This window comes from Amphritea balenae, assembly GCF_003858655.1.
GTDB classification, from domain to species: domain Bacteria; phylum Pseudomonadota; class Gammaproteobacteria; order Pseudomonadales; family Balneatricaceae; genus Amphritea; species Amphritea balenae.
Genome location: NZ_RQXV01000005.1, coordinates 147,693 through 166,554 on the forward strand (window position 1 = coordinate 147,693; position 18,862 = coordinate 166,554).

General features: G+C 48.2%; 14 protein-coding genes. 1 reads left to right on the forward strand and 13 read right to left on the reverse strand.

Going from position 1 to position 18,862, the window contains the following annotated elements; translation table 11 throughout:
• Window positions 1-8: 8 nt before the first annotated feature.
• The 9 genes from EHS89_RS10365 to EHS89_RS10410 form a co-directional block, all read right to left on the reverse strand.
• Complete coding sequence (locus EHS89_RS10365; protein WP_124926082.1) at window positions 9-674, reverse strand: LuxR C-terminal-related transcriptional regulator; 666 nt, start codon at window positions 672-674, stop codon at window positions 9-11.
• Window positions 675-861: 187 nt separating this feature from the next.
• Complete coding sequence (gene acs / locus EHS89_RS10370) at window positions 862-2,814, reverse strand: acetate--CoA ligase (protein ID WP_124926083.1); 1,953 nt, start codon at window positions 2,812-2,814, stop codon at window positions 862-864.
• 296 nt (window positions 2,815-3,110) lie between these two features.
• A complete protein-coding gene (locus tag EHS89_RS10375) occupies window positions 3,111-4,481 on the reverse strand; it encodes a sigma-54-dependent transcriptional regulator (protein ID WP_124926084.1) in 1,371 nt (456 codons plus the stop codon).
• On the reverse strand, window positions 4,478-5,617 hold the full coding sequence (locus EHS89_RS10380) for a sensor histidine kinase (RefSeq protein ID WP_229753677.1): 1,140 nt from the start codon (window positions 5,615-5,617) through the stop codon (window positions 4,478-4,480). The genes EHS89_RS10375 and EHS89_RS10380 overlap by 4 nt, the downstream gene beginning before the upstream one ends.
• A gap of 1 nt (window position 5,618) precedes the next feature.
• Window positions 5,619-7,100 carry a sigma-54 interaction domain-containing protein gene (locus EHS89_RS10385; RefSeq protein WP_124926086.1) on the reverse strand — a complete coding sequence of 494 codons (1,482 nt, stop codon included), beginning with the start codon at window positions 7,098-7,100 and terminating at the stop codon, window positions 5,619-5,621.
• Window positions 7,101-7,500: 400 nt separating this feature from the next.
• The gene (fliS, locus tag EHS89_RS10395) at window positions 7,501-7,893 is read right to left on the reverse strand and encodes a flagellar export chaperone FliS (RefSeq protein ID WP_124926087.1); all 393 of its coding nucleotides are present in this window, start codon (window positions 7,891-7,893) and stop codon (window positions 7,501-7,503) included.
• 59 nt (window positions 7,894-7,952) lie between these two features.
• Entirely contained in the window at window positions 7,953-9,980 is a 2,028-nt protein-coding gene (gene fliD / locus EHS89_RS10400) for a flagellar filament capping protein FliD (protein ID WP_124926088.1), read from the reverse strand.
• Between the two features lie 75 nt (window positions 9,981-10,055).
• Window positions 10,056-10,412 (reverse strand): flagellar protein FlaG, encoded by a 357-nt coding sequence (locus EHS89_RS10405; protein ID WP_124926089.1) that lies wholly within the window; start codon window positions 10,410-10,412, stop codon window positions 10,056-10,058.
• An 82-nt stretch (window positions 10,413-10,494) separates the two neighbouring features.
• A complete protein-coding gene (locus EHS89_RS10410) occupies window positions 10,495-12,366 on the reverse strand; it encodes a flagellin N-terminal helical domain-containing protein (RefSeq protein WP_124926090.1) in 1,872 nt (623 codons plus the stop codon).
• Window positions 12,367-12,605: 239 nt separating this feature from the next.
• Here EHS89_RS10410 and fliT point away from each other — a divergent pair, with 239 nt between their 5' ends.
• The gene (fliT, locus tag EHS89_RS10415) at window positions 12,606-12,917 is read left to right on the forward strand and encodes a flagellar protein FliT (RefSeq protein ID WP_124926091.1); all 312 of its coding nucleotides are present in this window, start codon (window positions 12,606-12,608) and stop codon (window positions 12,915-12,917) included.
• A 251-nt stretch (window positions 12,918-13,168) separates the two neighbouring features.
• Here fliT and flgL read toward each other — a convergent pair whose 3' ends face one another.
• The 4 genes from flgL to EHS89_RS10435 all read right to left on the reverse strand — a co-directional run bounded on the left by flgL (window position 13,169) and on the right by EHS89_RS10435 (window position 18,859).
• Window positions 13,169-14,458 (reverse strand): flagellar hook-associated protein FlgL, encoded by a 1,290-nt coding sequence (flgL, locus tag EHS89_RS10420; RefSeq protein ID WP_124926092.1) that lies wholly within the window; start codon window positions 14,456-14,458, stop codon window positions 13,169-13,171.
• An 11-nt stretch (window positions 14,459-14,469) separates the two neighbouring features.
• Window positions 14,470-16,497 (reverse strand): flagellar hook-associated protein FlgK, encoded by a 2,028-nt coding sequence (flgK, locus tag EHS89_RS10425; RefSeq protein WP_124926093.1) that lies wholly within the window; start codon window positions 16,495-16,497, stop codon window positions 14,470-14,472.
• A gap of 84 nt (window positions 16,498-16,581) precedes the next feature.
• The gene (gene flgJ / locus EHS89_RS10430) at window positions 16,582-17,721 is read right to left on the reverse strand and encodes a flagellar assembly peptidoglycan hydrolase FlgJ (protein WP_124926094.1); all 1,140 of its coding nucleotides are present in this window, start codon (window positions 17,719-17,721) and stop codon (window positions 16,582-16,584) included.
• A 43-nt stretch (window positions 17,722-17,764) separates the two neighbouring features.
• Window positions 17,765-18,859, reverse strand: a complete 1,095-nt coding sequence (locus tag EHS89_RS10435; RefSeq protein WP_124926095.1) for a flagellar basal body P-ring protein FlgI — start codon at window positions 18,857-18,859, stop codon at window positions 17,765-17,767.
• Between the last annotated feature and the right edge of the window lie 3 nt (window positions 18,860-18,862).

Genomic DNA, 18,862 nt, shown 5'->3' on the forward strand with positions numbered 1-18,862 from the left:
CTGAGTTCTCAGCCCAATTCAGTTTTAGGCGGCTCAACACCGAGTCGCTGTGCCTGAATAACGGCCTGAGTACGACTATGCACACCCAGCTTCCGCAGGATAGCTGTCACGTGAGCTTTGATGGTAGCTTCAGAGACATTCAACTCATAGGCGATCTGCTTATTCAGCAGGCCTTCCGTCAACATCGTCAGCACCCGAAACTGCTGTGGCGTCAAAGATGCCAGATCATTAGCAAACTTCTGATCTTCTTCGGTCACATCATCAAGACTGTCAGCAATCTCTTGCGGCAACCACTCTTCACCCTCAAGCACAGCACTAATTGCATCTGCAATTACATCAAGCGGTGAGGATTTTGGAATAAAGCCAGACGCGCCGTAATCAAGCGCACGCTTCATAACATAAGGCTCTTCACTACCCGAAACCACCACCACGGGTATGCCTGGATTTTGCCCTCGCAGGAACACCAGACCAGTAAAACCATTAGTACCCGGCATATGCAAGTCGAGCAATACCAGGTCAGCATCAGAATGGTTATCCACCGCAGCCTGAACAGCCTCAAGGGAATCTGATTCTACGATTTCTACACCGGGAACAGCCTGTGTCACAGCTTGCTTAAGAGCCGCCCGAAACAACGGATGATCATCCGCAATGATTATCTTCTGCGCCAGTTGCATTCAGTTAATCTCCCTCACTACCCGTTTTCAAAACCTGAAAACGTGCAGAAAAATACACGTATAAGGTGCAAAACAGAGCGTTCGCACCCAATTATCTTAACACCACTTTGAATGCAAAACTCCCCCCCGATAAAAAAACCGGGAGGGAGTCTCAATATTGTAGCCCGAATTTTGCCCGGACAGACAATTACTTACGATTCATTCGGTTGTCAATCAGATCATCAACAACGGATGGATCTGCCAGGGTCGATGTATCACCCAGTGCATCAAAATCATCCTCTGCGATCTTACGCAGAATTCGGCGCATGATCTTACCAGAACGTGTCTTAGGCATACCTGGCGCAAACTGAATCAGGTCCGGAGAAGCGATTGGACCGATCTCTGAACGTACATGCAGTCGCAGCTCTTTCAACAGTTCATCGGACTGCTCATAGCCAGACTGCAGCGTCACGTACACATAGATTCCCTGACCCTTAACTTCATGGGGATAACCCACTACAGCCGCTTCTGCAACGGCTGGATGAGCTACCAGAGCAGATTCAACCTCAGCCGTACCCATACGGTGGCCGGATACGTTGATAACATCATCGACACGACCGGTGATCCAGTAGTAATCGTCTTCGTCACGACGGGCACCATCACCGGTGGTGTACACACCTTTATAGGTGGAGAAGTAAGTCTGGATAAAGCGTTCGTGATCGCCCCAGATAGAACGGCTCTGACCAGGCCATGAATCTTTCAGTACCAGGTTACCGTCAACCGCACCTTCCAACTCGTTACCTTCAGCATCCAGCAATGCCGGCTGTACACCAAAGAACGGACGCGAAGCCGATCCAGGCTTAGCGGCAGTCGCACCCGGCAGAGGCAGAATCATCATGCCGCCAGTCTCGGTTTGCCACCAGGTATCAACGATAGGACAACGGTTCTGACCGATAATACGGTAGTACCACTCCCACGCTTCAGGGTTGATCGGCTCACCTACAGAACCCAGGATACGGAGTGAGGACAGATCGGAATCGCCCAGTACATCTTCACCTTGCTGCATCAGCGCACGGATCGCCGTTGGTGCGGTGTAGAACTGATTAACTTTATGCTTTTCAATCACACGACCGAAACGGCTGTTATCAGGGTAGCTTGGCACACCTTCAAACATCAGCGACGTCGCACCATTAGCCAAAGGACCATAAACGATATAGCTGTGGCCTGTTACCCAACCCACGTCCGCAGTACACCAGTAGATATCACCATCTTTGTAATCAAAGGCGTATTCGTGAGTCATGGCTGCATACACCATGTAACCACCGGTAGTATGCTTCAAACCTTTTGGTGCACCGGTAGAACCTGAGGTATACAGAATAAACATCGGCGCTTCGGCTTCCATCTCTTCTGCCGGGCAGTCTGCAGAAGCATCAGCCACAAGGTCTTCGTACCAAACATCAACGTCATCGTTCCAGGCAACATCCTGATCGACCCGCTTCACAACAATAACGCTACTCACGCAAGCTTTCGCTGCACCATTTTCCAGCGCTTTATCAACGTTGGCTTTAAGCGGTACCGACTTACCGGCACGCAGTGAATAGTTAGAAGTTACAACAACCTTAGAGTTAGCACCTTCAATACGGGCAGCCAGTGCTTCAGGAGAGAAACCACCGAATACAATAGAGTGCACCGCACCGATACGGGTACAGGCCAGCATGGCTACTGCCGCTTCAGGGATCATCGGCATATACAGGGTAACCACATCACCCTTCTCAACGCCCTGAGCTTTCAGTGCATTGGAAAACTTACATACGCGCTCATGCAGATCGCGATAGGTAATATTTTCAGAATCACTTGGATCATCACCTTCCCAGATAATCGCAACCTGATCGCCGCGCTTTTCCAGATGACGATCCAGACAGTTATAAGAAGCATTCAGGGTGCCGTCTTCGAACCAACGGATATCAACATTATGCGGATCAAAAGAGGTGTTCTTTACTTTGGTATATGGCTTAAACCAATCCAGCCGCTTACCTTCTTCACCCCAGAAGGCATCAGGATCATTGATCGACTGATCATACATCGCCTGATATTTTTCGTTATCGATATGCGCAGAAGCAGCCAGCTCTTCGCTAACCGGATATACCTTAGAATCGCTCATTAGAATGCCCTTAGCTTGTTATTTATTCTTTGCAGTAGCCCCAACCTGATTAAAGGTCGCGGCTCCCTATCCCTGCTCATCCGTTATAGTTTTTTTTGCGGTGAGACGAATCAGGTTTTCTGAATTCCTAAGCCGCTGAATACCAGCGCTTACCAATTCATAAAATCAGAGCTAACTTTATACCTAAGTCACTGATTCCTGCTGAATTAGACATTGGTCTATCCGGCACAGGCCATTAGTCGTAGATTGCCATATTCGTTCGACTTATGGTGTAGAAAAGTGACAAAAACACAGATTTAAACACTAAGTTCTGCATCCAGGTCGATACCTGCTTCACGCATTTTAGCCAACTTGTATCTTAACGTTCTGGGACTGATTCCCAGCTTTTCAGACGCTTCTTTTCGACTACCGCCAGTGTCACGCAAGGTATCAACGATCAGCTGAAATTCATGCTGTTTCATATCGCTACCTAACTGCCCGGACTCTTCCGCCACCGGAACCTGTCCGATTCTGCCGGCCACCTCAGAGGTATGCAGACTGCCAGGTTGAATATGCAGGTCTGCAGCACCGATCAACGCGCCCTGCTGTAATATCAGCGCCCTTTGAATGATGTTATCCAGTTCCCGAACATTGCCCGGCCAGCCAAACGATTGTAGTACCTTTTGAGCATCATCGCTCAGAGTGACCGAAGTACGGTTCATCTTTACCGAGTACTTAGCCAACAAACGCTGCGCCAGCGGCACGATATCCGCGGTCCGTTCACGTAGCGGCAACCACTGCAATGGGAACACATTCAGCCGGTAATACAGATCTTCACGAAACTTATTTTCAGCGACATACTCTTCGAGTTTGCGGTTAGTGGTTGCCAGGATCCGCACATCCAGATTTATAATTTTACGACCACCGACCCGTTCGACCTGCTGCTCTTGCAGTACCCGCAATAGTTTTGCCTGCAAGCCAAGATCCATCTCTGATATCTCATCCAGCAAAATAGTACCGCCATTGGCCTGTTCAAACTTACCCGGATTGCTCGTGTAAGCACCAGTAAACGCGCCTTTTTCATGGCCGAACAATGTTGCTTCCAGCATATTTTCAGGTATCGCGGCGCAGTTGATGGCAATAAACGGCTTTTCCGCCCGGGGCGAATGCATATGAATATACTGCGCCAACACCTCTTTACCTGTACCACTTTCACCGGTAATCAGCACCGTAGAGTCGGTCTCGGCTACTCTACGTGCAACCTGAAGTAGCTGTTTACTACTGGACTCTTCAGCAACCGGCTGTAGATTCTCCTCAATTTTAATATGGCTACCGGTGTAACGTTTCACCACTTCTATCAGTGCTTCCGGGGCAAAGGGTTTCATCAGGTAGTCCACCGCACCACTACGGATCGCATCAACCGCTTTGTTCACCTGACCATAAGCAGTAATCAACATAACCGGCAAACAAGGATGGGCCTGCTGAATTTTTTCCAGTAACTGATGACCATCCATCCCCCCCATGTTTACATCGCTTACCACCATATCCACCGGGTATTCAGCCAGCATATCCAGCGCAGCCTCACCCGAATCAGCTTCCAGATATTCAAAGCCAGCCAGTTCAAGGGTATCCACCAGCGCTTCGCGCAGGTCGGCATCGTCTTCCACAACTAATACTTGAATACTCATAGGCTTTCAGGCTCTGTTAGATTAGGAGATAAATCCGGATTATGAAAAGGAATTAGAAAACCTGCCTGGGTTCCTGCACCCGGTTCTGAATGCAACAGGAATTCACCATGATGAGCTTTAGCAACCACTTGTGCGACAGCCAGTCCCAGTCCCGTACCATGCGATTTGGTTGAAAAGAAGGGTTCCATCACTTTGACACAAAGCTCAGCATCCATACCAGGCCCTGAGTCCCGCACTTCGATACCCAGCTTATCGCCTATCTGACGGGCCTCTATAATCAGTTCTGCGCCTTTTCCAGCGGCTTGCAATCCGTTATTAACCAGATTCATTATTGCCCCTAAAAGGGCTTCTTTATTGCACTGTAACTGTTGATTCGGTACATGGTTGATACACTCACAGTCGGCATCCCAACTTACCAATGGCATATCCAGTGCGTCTTCCAACTCTCGGAATAGCTCTGCAACCGTTAGCTTATCCTCCAGTCGGGTTTCACCCCGGGCGAAGATCAGCATATCCCGTACTTGCAGCTCAAGATTTTCCAGTCGCGCTTTAACTTTACCGGCAAACTTTATCCGCTGATCAGGCCGCAGTTCCGGCTTCATCAGATGGCTGGCATACAATAACGCAGCTGACAGGGGTGTACGTACCTGATGTGCCAACGAAGCCATCATCCGCCCCATCTCAGACAACCGTTGAAAGTGCGCTAACCGCCCTTGCAATAAACGGGTTTCAGTCTGGTCAGTGATCATAACCAGCTGACCCGCTTCGTTTTCCAGCGAACGGGTTTGCAGGCTCACCCGACGACCACTCTTAAGCGAAACCTCATGGCCATCATCACTGCGGGGAGCAAAACTACGGTTGATAATGCCCACCCACTTTTCATTCTGTAACGGCTCGCCCAGCAATCCCTGGGAGGCACTGTTGCACAAACTTACTTCACCGCAGCTATCGATTACCAGAATACCCGCAGGTAACAGATTCAGCAGATCATCCAATCGCCCGGTCGTTTGCAGGTGCGCCTGTTCAGCCGCCTGTTTTTCATCTATTGCCAGCTTCAGGCGCTGCTGCAACGCTTCAACCTGTGCTTCAAGCGATGCTATCTTTTCAGCGCTATCCTGTTGTTTCTGATCGGTCATATTACTTCCGCTGAATTCCATATTTACGCATTTTTTCTACCAATGTAGTGCGGCGAATCTGTAACAGGTCTGCAGCACGGGCAACAACGTTAGCGGTCTGATCTAACGCCTGCTCGATTAGGGATCGCTCTATCCCTTCAAGATGCTGTTTAAGATCAAGCCCCTGCATCGGCAACTCGAGTGCCGAAGGCAGTGAAGATGGCAGTGAGCCCGGAGCCGTTGATAAATCAGTACTCTGCGCACCCGAATCGCCCTCTGCAGATGAGCGCTGGTAAAGAGCCGGCTCAGGTTCATCTATATGGCGGAATTTTTCCGGCAGCTCACTCACGCCTATCACCGCATCAGGATAGAGAATGGCGAGACGTTCAATCAGATTAGCCAGTTCACGAATATTGCCGGCCCAGTCGTGCTTTTGTAAGGAAACAATCGCAGAGGGATGAAAACGCAGTTTGCCAAAGCCTTCCAACGCCAGGCGACGGGAAAACTCATCCACCAAAGGTGGCAGATCATCAATTCGCGCCCTTAACGGCGGCATATCAATAGGAAAAACATTAAGACGGTAATAGAGATCTTCCCGGAAGCTGCTTTCAACAATCATCTGCTCCAGATCTTTGTGGGTTGCAGCAATAATGCGAACATCGCACTCAATCGTCTTACTACCACCGACCCGCTCGAAACAACGTTCCTGCAGTACCCGCAAAAGCTTAACCTGCATCGGCAGGGGCATATCACCAATTTCATCGAGAAACAGCGTGCCACCGTTGGCCATTTCAAAACGTCCGGCACGGCTGGATATAGCACCAGTGAAAGCCCCTTTCTCATGGCCAAATAACTCACTCTCAAGCAGTTCTGACGGAATAGCACCACAGTTAACGGGTACAAAAGGCCCAGCAGCTCTTTTGGACGCCCGGTGTAGATTATTGGCAACGATCTCTTTACCGGTGCCACTTTCACCTGTAATCAGCACATTCACATCGCGACCTGCGACCTGACTGATCATCTTACGGACCAACCCCATCGCCTCGCTATGGCCAACCATGCCTTCGAACTGACCAGCCACGGTTTTTGGTGAAAACAGGTCCGGCTGCCCGGCATATTGCAGCTGTAGCTGACGGTAGATCAATGCCCGGTGCAACATGACCGTCAGTTCTTCCAGCGAAGCATCCGGATTCAGTCGGCCTATGATTTTTTCTTGTAGCCTTTGTGACAGTTGATCCAGTTCAGGCCAGGGAGTGACGGCAATGAGCGGTAGTTTGTCATCCAGCTCATCAAACTGCTGCATCAACTTCTCTAAGGAGATAGGCAAGTTACAATGCCCCAGCCAGACGACTGAATTTTGCGTGAGCTCGGGAATGTCTCCCTGCAACCAGGACACATAGTCGACAGTCTGGTGAGGTATAGAGGCAAAACTCAGACGCTGCGATAAACCATCACGTCGAATAGGATCATCATCTATATAAATAAGCTGCAGAGGGTTTCTCATAAACTCGGTCTAATCTGCTTAGAATGTATACGTCAAATTTATGACATCTTTAGAGCAAACACAAGCCAGACCCCGCTGTTTTTTTGACACTCTGCTCGGTGAGAGCCTATTTTTGGGCACAAAAACCTGACTCAGGCACGCCAGGCACTTCAGGAGCGCAGACGAGCCCAGGGTATTAAAAGAGTGATCTTTTTCATAAGACCTGTTTTCTCTGTTTTCTCTGAGTTCTCTGAGCTCTCTGTGTTCTCTGAGCTCTCTGTGCTCTCTGTGTTCTCTGTGTTCTCTGTGTTCTCTGTGTTCTCTGTGTTCTCTGTGTTCTCTGTGGTGAAACAAATACACCCCGCGAAAGACCACAAAAAAACCGGACACAAAGGCCCGGTTTTTTTAATTTTAACTCAGCTTATTCCGCTGACAGCTCCATCTGATCCCAGCCTGTTTTAACTTCCAGCAACAGATTCATCACTTCCTGAACCTGCTCCCCATTATTCTCTCGATTGGCCTGCATAATCGTACGTACCATATAGTCATACAGCGCATCCAGATTTTCAGCCACTTCACCGCCATTTTCCAGATCAAGAAAGTCTTTCAGACCCAGTACGATATCGGAGGCTTTATTCAGTTGCTCTGTACGTACCTCGATCTCACTGCGATCGATAGCCCCTTTTGCTTTTGCCAGCGCCGTCAGTGCACCTTCCAGCAACATAGAGATCAGCTGTTTAGGTGACGCATGCTCTACAGCAGAAGCTAAACCTACTTTCTGGTACTGCTTCAGGGCATTCAGATTTACACTCATTTACTCTCTACTCCACACTTCTGTTTCTTACCGACGATTAAATATTACTAGAGATTCGTTTAATTATTGCTGGCTGTAAATGGTAACCGATCAGCAAGTCCGTCCAGCGAACTTCCTGTTGTCTGCAAACTACTGATAATCCGCTCCATGGCGATATACTGAGCGGTCAAACGATCATTCAACTTTTCCATCTTACGATCTAACTCAGTCTGATCGTCTTCGATACCGGTCAACTGATTATTAATACTGTCTTCCCGAATGCTGATTGTGCCATCGCTGGCCAGAAACTGATCGATCAGTCGGGTCATCTCACCAGCAAAGCCGCGGGAGAAATTAAAGGTAAAGTCACCGGTCGTACCTTCCTGAATACTCAGATTAAGCCCGTAAGGGTCAGAATCCAGCTTTGGCAGCAACACATCACCGGCACCGAAAGCGGCTTCACCATTGATAGTACCCGCCGCATCTACACCGGTGGTTTCTGTCGGGTTATTAAATAAAACATTATCGTCAAACTGCGCACCAACAGCACTAAACTCTACTTTTGAGTCACTGCCATAAACCCGAGACTGCAGTTTAATTTTATCGCCTTCAATCACCACATCAATAAAGTCATTGGAGGCTTTTAAATTCGTGTCATTGTTGATCAGGGACTGTAATTCAGTACGTAGTTCCTCTGCGGTATTAAAGTTACCATCAAGGGTCAGAGTCTCGGTTGTTGTGCCGTTTACAGTAACAGCAAAGGTATAATCACCGGGAGATAACACAGTATCAACAGCAGCAAAATCATCACCGGCTATTACCGAACCTTTAGTCGGCGACGTAGTAATAGTACCGCTATAAGTACCGGGCACTGTATTAACTGCATAACTACCAATACTAACATCAACTCCGGTTACCGAAGCTGAAGTTTGCGGTGCAAAGATCGCTGCGACTTCCGTAAAACGGTCATCCATCGCGCTCTGAAAATCATCTTCAATGATCTCCAATGTGCCATCAAGTGTGGTACGAATGCCGACATTGGTCAGGGCATTAAAGGTATCAACACCGGGAACCGACGATCCGATCATATTACGAATCTGAGTCATCAGCACTTTCGCACTACCATCTCTGGAAAGGTCGCCGGAGGTCAGATTATTCTCTTCATCCCGGGTCACCCCGGTCAGGCTATTCATCGTGTTAAAAAGACTGTTATAGCCTTCTACAAAATCACGAACACTCTGTTCAGCCGTGCCTTTATCTTCAGTAATAGAAAAGGTGATTTTCTCACCGGGACTGGCTTTGTTTAGCGAAAATGAAAGTCCCGGCACAACATCATCAACTTCATTGGTTTCCCTGAATACTGAAAGGCCATTGATCTTTACTTCGGCATCAACGCCTTTTTGGGTCTCTGTCATCAGGTGAGTCGTCGCGTTGAACTGAAAACCGTCCAGGTCAGTATTATCAGCGGTTACCTCTAATGCATTATTTTTACCCGATGCGGAGGACATCATTAACTGATAATTGCCATCCACCAGCAACACCGTTGCCTGCACATCAGACTCTTCCGCATTAATTTTATCGGCAATGCCTTGTAATGAATCATCGGCGCTGATTTCAATCGTTAGCCCGGTCTGATTCTCATTTTCCGCAAAGCTTACAAGATCATCTGGGTTTGCCGGCTCATCGTAAGTCCAGGCACCCAGTTTAATAGTCAGGTTACCGGTCAGACCTGCCGCCGCATCTTTATCGCTGGCGGTATAGGATGATACTAATGAGTGCTGTTGCGCGACCTCTTCTACCTGTACCTGATAGTTACCTACCTGCGCATCGGCAGCCAGAGTATTGGCGGTAATAATAGTGGTATCGGGGATAGAAACTGAGCGGGCCTTAAAAGTATCGCTATTGGACAGCGGTGACAATAAATTCTGAAACTCTGACAGACTGCTTTTTAGCGTGCCATAGGCTGAGATCTGGGTCTCAAGGGTCTCTTTCTTTGAATCAAGGCGTTGCTGCTGCGGGGCTCGCTGCACATCCACCAGCTGTTTTACCAGACTTGTGGTATCGATACCGGAACCACCACCCAGGGCGGATACAATTGAATTATCCATAGCAACACTCCAGCCTTCCCCTAAGCGACTGCATTAACAGACTAGCTATTACACTAAGGGCCGGCAAAATTCTGATCAGGCGCGATCGTTTAAGATCAGCCCCATCAGGCCTTCAATACTCTTTGATAACTTAATGGCTTCTTCAGACGGATACTGACGAATCACCTGCTGGGTCTCCGTATCCATCACCTGCACAACCACTTCATCAATTTCTTTATCTACCGAGAAACTCAGATTACGCTGATCAGAATGCATAAACTCATTCAATCGTTCAACCACGGCTTGCATATCTTCCGCCGTCATCTTCTGAACATCCTGAGCTTTCTGGACCTGTTCCTGCACATTAACCGGTTTCGGTGCGGTAGCCTGATTCTGCTGCGCTGATTGTACCGCAGACTGAGCCGTATTACCGTTAACTGATTCTACAGCCATGATACACCTCCTTAGACGAAATCCCTCATCGGGTGAGGATGAGGGATTTCAGGTTACTGTTGTTAATAATCTCGCTAAGAAATTACTGTAACAGAGACAACACTTGCTGAGGCTGAGCATTCGCTTGCGCCAGCATTGCAGTACCCGCCTGCTGCAGTACCTGGGCCCGTGACAGTGCCGCAGATTCCGCCGCAAAGTCAGCATCCTCGATCTGGGAGCGGGCAGCCGCTACGTTCTCGGATACGTTGGTCAGGTTGTTGATAGTAAAGTCCAGACGGTTACTGATCGCACCCAGGTCACCTCGAGTAGAGCTGATTGTTTCTAGGGCCGCATCGATTACGTCGATTGCCTTTTGTGCACCATTAGCAGTTGAGATATCAATATCAGCAACTGCAGAACCACCAGCTGACGCATTGTTATTCTCTTGGATACCCAGCTTAGCCTCAATAGTTGCGGCTTGCTCATCATCTAACTTTATAGATATCTCTGAACCATCAATTGATGAGAGCTTCAAAGCACCATCAACGGCACCATCAATTGTTTGCTCAAGAGATGCTACGACACCGGTTGCCTCTTTATGGGAATTAATCCATGCAACAATATCGGTCGCTTCATCCGCGGTATCAGCTGCATCATTGTCATAGTTCTTTGCAGAATCATACTTATCTAACGATACACCATTGATCACTACATGACCTGCCTCAATATCAGCACCGCCTGCATCAGCTATCGCTACATAACCTTGAATCACTCCAGCTCCAACCCGTGAATCCACACCAGTAACATCAGCCTGAGTCACATCGTCATAGGTAACGGTTATATTATTTACGCCAGCTTCAGTTGAAAATGAAAGTTGCGCTTCTTGGGTAACAGTACCTACATCAGCAGCTAAGATACCCAAACCACTAACACCCAACGCTGCAGTTCCTGTTGCACCCGGACCACCTGATACATCATCTGATGCGGTAATTATCAATTGAGAAGCTGTATTACTACTAATATTAAGTTTACCGTCATCATTAATACTCGCTGTTACAAGCCCTTGCCCTTGATCATTAATGGCAGAAACAAGCTCATCCATACTGCCAGTATTCTGAATAGTAACCGACTGTACGTTCGTACCTACTTGATCATCAGCAACATCAAGGCCTGAGAATGAGATCTGCAGACCTTCATCTCCCTGAAATATACCATCACCAACAGTATCCGCGGTCCAACTAACTACAGAACCAATTTCAACGCCAGTAATGTTAGTATTCATAGTATCTAAGATATTTTGCAAAGAATCGGTTGCAGCCAGAGCTGTCAAATCACCAACATCCTGCCCATTAACATACATGGCATTACCACCAGCAGCGCCGTCAATTGCTCCCTGAAGATTCGCGAACAACGTACCTGTACCATCGTTCGCTAGATCGCCAACAACATCTGCACCTGCACCATTGCCAAGAGCTTTCGTATCCATTTTCCCTATTTCCAAAGCAATAGTCTCAAAAGCCTCAGAACCTACCTGCAGATCAACCTGACCCAGGGAACCATCCAGAATCTTCTGACCGTTAAAAGAGGTAGTATCAGCGATACGGTCCAGCTCGGTTTTAAGCTGTTTAACCTCGGCATTCAGAGTGGTACGGTTACCAGAATCGTAAGTACCGTTGGCAGACTGGATTGCCAGCTCACGCATACGCTGCAGGATGTTAGTGGACTCGCCCAGGGCACCCTCAGCGGTTTGGATCAGGGAGATACCATCGTTAGCGTTTCTGATAGCCTGGTTCAGACCCCGTACCTGAGATGTCATCTTGTTAGTGATGGACAAGCCTGCTGCATCGTCTGCTGCAGAGTTGATCCGCTTACCACTGGACAGACGCTCCATCGCAGTACTCAGATCGTTTTGTGATGTCATCAGGTTGCGCTGGGCATTCAGAGACATAATGTTTGAGTTAATTACCATAGCCATGAGATGTTCTCCTCATATCAGCTAGCTCTGACCAGCTGCTTTTTTTAATTCTGTCGGCAGTTTTCTTAAGTGAACTGCCATACCTGAAATTTGTATCGACCATCTTTGACTTTGCTTTAGCACATTATTTACGTGCCGCTATCATTTCCCTACAGGTCGTTGCCTTTAGCATCCAATACTGGGCAATTAAGCTATCGACCTCTACAATCTGAACTTTAGGCATCAACCAGGGCGCTCCCATGCTAAAACAGCTATCCGAAGTACTGACACTAACCCAGGCAATGCTGACCGCAGTTAAAGCCCAGCAATGGGAAACTGCTGAGCAGATACAACAAGACAGGGAACAATTACTGACTCAATGCGGCAATATGGAAGCCCCTTCAGACAAAGAAGAAAGCCTTAAAATACATGAAGTTATATTAAGAACAAAAGAACTCGAAGCAACAATGCAACCGATACTTGAGTTAAATAAGCGTGACCTTTTTGATCAGCACAAGACCCGCAACAAGCGACAAAAAATGGTTAGCGCCTATAAAAATAACAGCGGCTAAGAGGGTTAAAACGGGTATTTCTGGCATTACCCATTTTGGGTAAATCAATGACTAAAGCCCCCTAAAGTACTTTTTAAGCCCTATTCTCAAACCACTGTTACTTTTAAAAATCATAAAAAAAGCCGCTACCCATTTTGGGTAACGACTTCGTAAATATCAAATTATAACGCTAAAGCTCCTGTTTTCTTAACGTTTAAATCTGGCGAATATATTCAACCTATATAGCCAAGCTAAATCGCCAGCGAAAAGAATCAGCGTATGTAGTCAAACAAGGACAACTGCGACACCTGGCCAAAAGTTGCCTGGGTTGCCTGCAAAGTCGCCTGTTGCAAACTGAACTTACTTACCACTTCGGCCAGATCAGCATCCACCAGCTCAGAGATCGAGATCTCAGTCAGCAGTTTAAAGTCCAGATTGGCATCCCGAACCTGCTCGGCGCTGCTCATGCGAGAACCCAGCGACGCCTGAGTTTCTACCACCCGATTAGCCACGATTTTAAATTCATCCAAGGCTTTAGCCACACCTTCATTAAGTGCAGTACGGTCGCCGCCTTCTACCGGGGTATTCAAGGTATCAATAAAGGCCTGAGCTGCATCCAGAATATTGCCGGTTTCCGGGGTGACTCTGAAGGTGATCTGATTAGCATTAATCACATCCACAGGTTCATGCAGCTCAAAGGTCATGCCGTGCAGATCGATATCCAGCGGTGTAGTGCTCAGATCACCCGCCGGGATATTGGTAATAGGATTGCCATCCTCATCCAGTACCGGATTACCACCACTATCGGTAATGCTGTACTCAAAGCTATTCGCAACCGGTTCGGTTACGGTGATGGTCAAATCCCCTAGCCCCTGCACCGCATCTTTATAACGTTCCTCTGCTTCAGTACTGGCAAAGGCGGTATTGCGCATAAATGGATCGGTCGCGGCAACATTGGCGTTATAAACAGCCAGGCCTGTTAGCTCAACATTGAGCGACTGTTGTACCGATTCAAACAACTGCTGACCTGAATCATTTGAGGGAATAAAGAGTTCAGAACCCACCTGAATATCACGCTGTCCATCATCCCCCTGATAAAGATACTTGCCATCTACCTGCTGTGGATAAGGCTTAGTCGTACCTTTGCTGCCAGAGAAAATATATTCACCCTCGGCATCCTGGGTATTCATCAGATTGGCCAGATGGTCCATTAACGGCCCCATCTCCTGCGCGATAATCGCCCGATCAGAATTAGTCAGAATAGCGCCACCGGACTGAATCGCCAGTTCGCGCATTCGATCGACGACGCTGTTCACATCACCGAGAATAACTTCTTCCAGCTCTAATCGACGCTCGGTTACATTGATGTTCTCATCGAATTTTTCATACTGCGCCAGCTCACGTTCTAACTTGACGACTCGCGCCGCTGCAACCGGATCATCCGAAGGATTGATCAGTTTTTTGCCGGTGGAGATTTCATCCTGCAAGCGCGCCAGTTTTACCTGCGACTGCTGCATATTATCGATCGATTGCAGATATTGCTGCTGAGTTGAGATTCTCATTATTAAATCTCCTAAATGCTGCTTAACAGACTGTCAAAAATGGTCTGCGATACACGTATTAATTGCGCAGATGCCTGATAAGCCTGTTGATACTGGACCAGCTTCGCGGCTTCCTCATCCAGGTTCACCCCACTGACACTAGCTTTAGCACCAACCGTAGTATCCAGTACCGCTTTATTGGCTTGTACTGCAATACTGGCGGTTGCAGTTCTGGAACCTACCCACTCCACCAAACCGCCATAAATATCCTGATAGGAACCTTCACGGGTAAGGGAGTCATTCTGAAGGCCGGATAGCTCCAATGCGTTACGGTTATCTGAAAAACCATCCAGATTATATTCAAAACGGAATCGGTCACCGGCTTTAGGGGTATTCTCGATACGAACACTAAAGCCTTCCAACTGAATCTCTTCACCAGCGACAAAGGTTTGGTTTGCCAGTGGACCCGCCCCCAGATCCAACACCTGCGGATTGTCCGGCTGACTAATATCATAAAGGGTGTAAGTCAGTGGGTCGGTATTATTAAACACCACATCCACCGGTGGTGTCAGGCTATGGGAATTCGCAAACGCCAGTCCGGTTGGATCGGTCACTGTCGCATAAGCAATACCGGTGCCGTCATTAGTCGTATCTGGTGTTACGCGCACCGGTGAGGCCAGCGCTAGCTTTTCAGCATCAACCATCTTCAACTGAAGGTCGTCGGCACCGGTACGCACCGGAGTGAGCAGAAAGCGATCGCCGGTGGTTAACTGGGTGTCGGTTTCAATCGTAACTTTAATGCCATCAAAGGCAACTGATATCGCTTTCTTATCCGGATCAAAGTAGATCTCGCCCTGATCAACAGCATTGATGCCCTGACTCACAGTAGCACCGGTCTCTGCGGTAAAGTCAGAACTATTGAACATGACCCCATCACTGTTACGGATAATCGAAATATCATTCGGTCCGTTATAAACCAGTTCGTAGTCTGTGGCATGTAGTTGACTGACGTCTTCAATCAATACGGTAGCTGAATTCATACCCGACAGGTTATCGGCATTAGCGGTCACACGATTGAACTGCGCACTGGAAACGTTCACATCATTAAAGATGTTCTCACCCAGATTGTTATTCAGATCCATACCGGACTGATGCTGCTGATTCATGGTTTCAGCAAAAGAGATCGCCAACAGACCCAACTGATCACGCACTTCGTTGATCACTTCATCACGATATTGCAGCAAACCACCGATCTGACCACCAGATACTTCATCGGTCACATCGTTCAGCCGTCCACCGATCATCAGTTTAAGCTCACTCTGATTCGAATAAGCATCACCGGAAACACGCATTAACTGATTTGAGTTGCCACCCACCACCAGCGGCTGACCATTACCGACAAACAGATTTAACTGAGAGTCACTCTGTTCAATAACAGTAATCCCCACTAATTCAGATATATCCTGAATCAACAGATCCCGTTGATCCTGCAACTCATTTGCACCACTGCCCTGAGTGACAGCAACCCGAATCTGCTCATTCAGTCCAGCGACATTGGATGCCAGTACTGACACCTGATCAGCCAGGCTACCCATCAGGGTATCGACCGACTCATCAAGGCGTCGGACGTTGCTATCCAGATCATTAAAGCGTCTAACTAAAGAATCGGTTTCGGCAATAAAGAGCTCACGGCTCGGCATAGACAGAGGCGAATCAACCACGCTCTGCATAGCACCAAAAAAATTATCTAAGGCATTGGAAACACTTGAAGTCCCTGATGCCAACAGATCATCTACCTGGTTTGCCAGGTTGGAGAATGTTTCGGTTTGACTGTAAACAGCCTGATCAGCCCACAACTGTTTAGTCAGAAAAGAATCGGTAATCCGCTGTATGTCATTAACGAACACACCGGTACGATCTTCCAGACTGACCTGATTAACCCGTTGCCGACTATAACCATCGGTATTGGCATTACTGATATTCTGGCCCACAGTGTTCAGCTGAGACTGATTCGTCAGCATTGACTGGGTACCCAGATTCAGAAGATCAAAACTAGACATATAATAACTCCCGGGAATACTCTATCGGCAAATCGGGGAGCGGACAGGTTTCACCTTGTTACTCATCCCGTTAACGGCCAAAAACTAACTTTCTTTAGTATCTGAACTACCATTCAGGCCGGCCAGAACATCCCCATCAAAAATTCTGCTGATCTTATTTGCATATTCAGGATCGGTCGCATAACCCGCCTCCTGCAGTCCGTTAAGGTAACGATACGGATCATTAGCCTGTTCCAGCGCCTGTTGATAACGAGGGCTATTTTGCAGAAACTCGGCGTAATCCCTGAAGCTCTGTTCATAAGTGTCGTACACGCGGAAAGCCGCCTGCTCTTTCTGCGCCACACCATCACGAAACTCAACTGTACCTACCTGAGCCCGATCACCATCCCAGCGACTGTCCGCTTTAATGTTAAACAGGTTATGGCTGCTACCACCGGTCTGCTTCTGAATCAGGTGACGTCCCCAACCGGTTTCCAGTGCCGCCTGTGCTAATAATACCTTTGGGTCAACGCCAAGTTCGCGAGCTACATTTTCGGCCATCGGTAGCAAGGTCTGAACAAACTGTTCAGGAGTAGAAAAACGCGCAGGTAACGATTCCGTCACAACTGTTTCAACCTGATTACTCTCAGCTGGTTTAACCCTGTTTGTGTTAGTAGTAGAAGCGGCCACTGTCCCTTCAGGTGCTTTCACTTCAGACACTTTTGCAACTGATTCCACTTTTGCTGCCGCTTCCGCCGCTAATGCATTTTTGGCATTTTCAATAGCCCGGGTATTAGCCTGAGCCTGCCCCAGAATGGCAGAAGCGGCCATACTCGCTGCACTATCCACCGTACGATTGAGCATGCGTTCGGATTCCGACAACGGCTTTAGTCGTCCGTCTTCACTATCGTTATTTTGCATACGCGGATCAGTATTGCCGCCCAGCTGACGTACCAATACTTCAGCCAGACCCATACCGCCATTCTCAGCCAGCTCTTTTGTCAGCTGAGAATCGGACATTTGCTGGTAAAACTGAACCTGTGAACTGTTGAAATAGCTGTCTTCCGAAAAACTGGCGTTAGCATCACGCATACTTTTCACCAGCATGTTCATAAACAACTGTTCAAACTGTTCTGCCACCGCCTGCAAAGCTGCCGGGTCATTATCCCGCGCCTGCTGGCGCAGCTTATTCATTTCACCCAGTTCGGTGAACAGCTGAGCATGTTGAGTAGGATCAGTTTTCATTTTCAGATTCCGCTTTCAGGATTCACTTTTTTTATCGGTTCAATCAGATAACTATCAGTTCAGCTTTAAGGGCGCCTGCCTGACGCAAGGCTTCCAGTATAGCCATCAGATCGCCTGGTGCAGCACCCACCTGATTCACTGCCTCTACAATATCCTGCAACGATGCGCCAGGTGAGAACTCAAACATATGACCGCTTCCGGCATCCACTTCGATACCTGTACGTGGGGTTATTACCGTTTCTCCACCTGCCAGTGCACCGGGCTGATCTACATTCAGATCTTCAGTAATGGCTACTGTCATACCACCGTGAGTGATCGCTACGGGAGAGACCCTGACATTCTGCCCAATGATGATGGTGCCGGTGCGTGAGTTAATAATCACTTTCGCCACCTCCTGTGCAGGCTGGACATTTAGATTTTCCAGCACCGAAAGAAAAGAAACTCGCTGGTTGGCATCACGAGGTGCCGAAACACGAATAGAAGTGGCATCCATCGCCTGCGCCATGCCCGGCCCAAGCAGGCTATTAATCTGCTCTGCTACGCGACGGGCGGTCGTGAAATCAGGGTGGTTAAGATTCAGTACCAGGCTATCGCCTTTACCAAAAGCATTAGGCACAGTCCGTTCAACTGAAGCACCGCCGGGAATCCGGCCAACACTAGGTACATTAAGTGACAAACGTGAGCCATCGGCTCCCTGAATACCAAAACCGGAGACCACCAGGTTACCCTGGGCTATTGCATAAACCTGACCGTCAGCACCTTTCAAAGGCGCCATAATCAAACTACCGCCGCGCAGGCTTTTAGCATCACCGATGGTTGATACGGTGACATCAATTACCTGACCCGGCTTAGAAAAAGGTGGCAGATCCGCATGCACAGCAACCGCCGCTATATTTTTAGATTTAGGATCAATATTTGGCGGAATAGCCACACCAAAATTGTTCAACATGTTGCGGAAAGTCGCGGAGGTAAAGGATGTTTTGTCGCCGGTACCATCCAGGCCTACTACCAGTCCATAGCCCACCAACTGGTTACTACGCACCCCGGCAACGGTCATCAGATCTTTTAACCGTTCAGCCTGTGCAGTGGTACTCAGAAAAGCGGTCAGCAGGGTTATTATCCAGAAACGTTTCATCATCTT

Bases quoted from the DNA above. Each gene is read 5' to 3' on its own strand.
- EHS89_RS10365 (WP_124926082.1), bottom strand. From the start codon at position 674: ATGCAACTGGCGCAGAAGATAATCATTGCGGATGATCATCCGTTGTTT.
- acs (WP_124926083.1), bottom strand. From the start codon at position 2,814: ATGAGCGATTCTAAGGTATATCCGGTTAGCGAAGAGCTGGCTGCTTCT.
- EHS89_RS10375 (WP_124926084.1), bottom strand. From the start codon at position 4,481: ATGAGTATTCAAGTATTAGTTGTGGAAGACGATGCCGACCTGCGCGAA.
- EHS89_RS10380 (WP_229753677.1), bottom strand. From the start codon at position 5,617: ATGACCGATCAGAAACAACAGGATAGCGCTGAAAAGATAGCATCGCTT.
- EHS89_RS10385 (WP_124926086.1), bottom strand. From the start codon at position 7,100: ATGAGAAACCCTCTGCAGCTTATTTATATAGATGATGATCCTATTCGA.
- fliS (WP_124926087.1), bottom strand. From the start codon at position 7,893: ATGAGTGTAAATCTGAATGCCCTGAAGCAGTACCAGAAAGTAGGTTTA.
- fliD (WP_124926088.1), bottom strand. From the start codon at position 9,980: ATGGATAATTCAATTGTATCCGCCCTGGGTGGTGGTTCCGGTATCGAT.
- EHS89_RS10405 (WP_124926089.1), bottom strand. From the start codon at position 10,412: ATGGCTGTAGAATCAGTTAACGGTAATACGGCTCAGTCTGCGGTACAA.
- EHS89_RS10410 (WP_124926090.1), bottom strand. From the start codon at position 12,366: ATGGCTATGGTAATTAACTCAAACATTATGTCTCTGAATGCCCAGCGC.
- fliT (WP_124926091.1), top strand. From the start codon at position 12,606: ATGCTAAAACAGCTATCCGAAGTACTGACACTAACCCAGGCAATGCTG.
- flgL (WP_124926092.1), bottom strand. From the start codon at position 14,458: ATGAGAATCTCAACTCAGCAGCAATATCTGCAATCGATCGATAATATG.
- flgK (WP_124926093.1), bottom strand. From the start codon at position 16,497: ATGTCTAGTTTTGATCTTCTGAATCTGGGTACCCAGTCAATGCTGACG.
- flgJ (WP_124926094.1), bottom strand. From the start codon at position 17,721: ATGAAAACTGATCCTACTCAACATGCTCAGCTGTTCACCGAACTGGGT.
- EHS89_RS10435 (WP_124926095.1), bottom strand. From the start codon at position 18,859: ATGATGAAACGTTTCTGGATAATAACCCTGCTGACCGCTTTTCTGAGT.